We start from the raw sequence: 3,392 nt of genomic DNA, 5'->3' as shown, positions 1-3,392 counted from the left end.
GGTAAGTTTACTGCACTAACACTTAAATACCCCCGTCTTCTTTTTGAACTTAAAAATAATAATCAACTACTTGCTGAGTTAGAAAAATTTGCTATCGATCAATCTCCTGGATTAAATAACTCTATAATGCCATTAAAGGATAAAGGAAGTGCAAGTTATTGGATTAATAATTACCCAAAAATTCAACAGTTACTTTGCTCTAAAATGACATCGAATAATAATGATAAAAAGTATATTTTTGAAAATGGATCGGTTAAAAAACTACTGCAAGTTTCACCACAAGGGATATCTCCTAAATATTTCAAACTTCGTGAGTTATTAGCAGCAAAGAAGTGGAAAGAAGCGAATGATGAAACTTTCGATATCATACTTCAAGCTAATAAAATCAAAAAATACTTATCAGTATCTCGGAGAGAAATAATTGTAGGGTTTGTGCCAGCAGCTTTAGCAGGAGTGCTAATAGGAGTGAGAGCAGCAACAGGAAGATTACTACAACTTTCAGTATTAACACTAGGAGTAGGAGGAGCAGGAGGAGTATTATCTGGACTAATAGAAAAAGCAGAAGGAGTAAAAAGACTAAATAGAGCAAAAATGGAAGTGGAATTTAGTGAAACTCTGCCTTCAGGAATATTAGCAGGGGCAGTATCTGGATTTTTTATAGGGTGCGGAGTAACAGGAGCAGTAGTATTAGTCATAAAAGGAGTTATAGAAGGAGTAGTGTTGGCAGGAGTAGTAATAGGAGGATTTTTAGGAAGAATAGGAGTAATATCAATGTTTAGATTTCCATTGTTCCGCTTAAGTTTAAGTGACTTTGAATACTCACAATACTCAAAAGCCATTGAAAACTTCCCTTCTGATGACCTTAGTGCTATCGATCAACTTTGGGTAAAATATAGTGGGGGTAAATATGGCTTCAGTGTTCAAAAGAAAATTTACCATGAAAACGATAGGACAGGTTCGGAAATGGAAGTTTTGAATAATTTTTACGAAAGTTTGGGTTGGCAAAAGCAGAGGCAGTGGTTATTACACAATGACCTTAACTTAGAATTAGACGGTGTAGTTCCGTGTTTATGGAGTGCAGAAATACCTGGTTTGGAAATAAATAATCAAGACCAAAATAATCTCTTAATTATAGACAGAAATTCAGGTATAAAAATAAAAGAAAAAGCATTAAAATTGTACTTAGCTCTTCTCAGCAAAGATTTGTAGAATAAAAAAGCAGAGAAACCGGGTTTATTTAATACCCCACAATATTAATATCTACCTTCGATAAACCCGGTTTCTTATCCCTCGCTACTCCACAGCAAAACCTGTATATTTTCGTTTATAAGGTGCATTAAAATCCAGAACAATATCGGATGATGCAACTCCTAAATCTACTAATTCACCAGCAATACCAGTTTCTGTAGCATCATGTTGTATCCAGATTTTTTCATTTTTAATATCTATTTGTAAAACACAACCTCGAATTCTTTCATTGCCATCCCACCCAACATTTAAAAGTTGATAATGGTCTCGTTCTCTGTCGAAAATTGTTTGTACTTCTACCTCTCCATAGGATAGCTAAAAAGTTTATTGTTTTAGGGTGCATTAGAGGGTTAAAATTTAAGCTATCAAAATTGTTTCAAAATTTGTCTGAACAAACCATTGCACCGTTTTAGATGTGTGGCTCCACTGATTATCCGAGTATAATATAAATAATAAATCTAGAGGTGAAAATATGCCACGTTTATATGACCAAGCCTATAAAATATTAGAGGTAGAAGTTGACAAATGTGCTAAAGAAGATTTGGTTGGGGAAGTGGGAAAAAATATAGTAATGAAAAGATTGGATAAGTTAACTTTCCAATCAGGAGAACCCCTAAACAAAGAAGAGTTAAGTTATTTAGTAAAAGACCAATTTCCTAATTTTAGTGAGACAGTTATTCTGAAGGCAGCTAAAGCAAATAAACCACCAGGAATATTGAGTAAAATTGCCTGGATACCTGCTGCATTAGTGGGAATGGCAGGAATAGTTTGGGTAGCAAATTTACCCTATCCCATGATTCGTAAACCTGTGTCTAGAGTAGCGCCAATAATTTTGATTCCTAGTTATATAAATATGGATTATAACTATCGGGAGGCGATCGCTAATGTTGAACAAGCAGACCAATTAATTAATAAGGCAACTTCCAGTGCAGATATTAATTTTGGTGCTGAAAAAGTTGTTTTGGCACAAAAACATCTTGATGAATTGCCTGTTTGGTTTTTAGGTTATTATCCTGAAAGATACTGTACCTTTTTTAGTTGTTCTTGGAAATTCACACTGGATGAATTTGAAACGGCGAGAAAACAGGTAGGACGAATGGAGGCGAAGGTATTTCAAGAAAAAAATGCTCAAACATTATTAACGGAGGCGGAACAAAAAATTGCTACAGCTAAACAACAATATCTCGAAGCTGCAACTTCAACAGAAAAAAATGAGGCGATCGCTAACTGGCAAACTGGAATAGATAAGTTAGCACAAATTCCACCTACTACTGTTGCTGCAAAAATGGCAAAACCACAATTAGCAGCAACTAAGCGAGATTTTCAAGCAGAAGTAGGTTTGGCTAATGGTAGTAAACGCAGTGATGTGATAATTGAAGCAGCTAGACAATTTGTTTTGCAAGCAGGAAAAATTTCTGAAAATGAACCTTATCCAGAACAAAAATTGCAACTAGCGGTGAGTTTATGGGAAAAAGCAATTAGTCAATTACAGAAAATTTCTGTAGATAACCCAAGTTATGTAGCAGCACAAACTAAATTGGCAGAATATCAGGTAAAACTAAGTGAAGCTAAAATGCGTTTACAAGCAGAAAGGGAGTCAGGAACAGCTTTTAAACGGGGTAAAGATTTAATTGCAGATTGGCAAAAATATGTTGTTGATAATTCCGATAGAGGTTTAGTTGCTAGTAAGTTACAGGAAATTATTAATCAGTTAGAGAATGTTCAACCAGGAACAACTTATTATGAAGAAGCTCAAGAATTATTGAAATTTGCTAAGAATAAACAGAAAAATTTATAAGTTGAAATTTCAGAGGGCAAGATAGGGATGTTTTCAGGGATGCAAGGATGAGGTTTTTTACTCTAAATATTAGGTAGAAGATTTTCCAAAATCCTCTACCTAATAGATAGGGGTTCAAAACTCAAGCTCCTGTTTCAAAATAAACCAGTATTTTTACAGATGTTTTTATTTTATACTGCTAAATTTATAAAGAAATATTGATAGTTTTGCTGATGACTAATTAAAAAATTAGGCTTAAACTAAAAATAATTATAATCTAGAGGTTAAAATATGCCACGTCTCTATAATTATGCTTATGAAATATTAAGTGAAGTAATCAAAAAATTATCAAAAGAAGCCCTCACAG

Annotated in this window: 2 protein-coding genes and 1 pseudogene; 2 read left to right on the top strand and 1 reads right to left on the bottom strand. The window is 33.9% G+C overall.

The window, feature by feature from the left end; translation table 11 throughout:
* The coding region (locus AFK68_RS38170; RefSeq protein WP_210407242.1) for a GUN4 domain-containing protein at positions 1-1,209 on the top strand (1,209 nt) is incomplete at its 5' end.
* An 84-nt stretch (positions 1,210-1,293) separates the two neighbouring features.
* Here AFK68_RS38170 and AFK68_RS05270 read toward each other — a convergent pair.
* Positions 1,294-1,545 (bottom strand): annotated as a pseudogene (locus AFK68_RS05270) (XisI protein); the annotation flags it as partial.
* 175 nt (positions 1,546-1,720) lie between these two features.
* Between AFK68_RS05270 and AFK68_RS05265 the strand changes: the two are divergent.
* On the top strand, positions 1,721-3,046 hold the full coding sequence (locus AFK68_RS05265) for a hypothetical protein (protein ID WP_094671878.1): 1,326 nt from the start codon (positions 1,721-1,723) through the stop codon (positions 3,044-3,046).
* Positions 3,047-3,392 lie beyond the last annotated feature (346 nt).

This window comes from Hydrocoleum sp. CS-953 (assembly GCF_002260545.1).
Lineage (GTDB): Bacteria > Cyanobacteriota > Cyanobacteriia > Cyanobacteriales > Microcoleaceae > Trichodesmium.
This window is presented reverse-complemented; position numbering and strand designations above follow the sequence as displayed.

Excerpts from the sequence above, each read along its gene's own strand:
- AFK68_RS05265 (WP_094671878.1), top strand. The coding sequence starts at position 1,721 with ATGCCACGTTTATATGACCAAGCCTATAAAATATTAGAGGTAGAAGTT.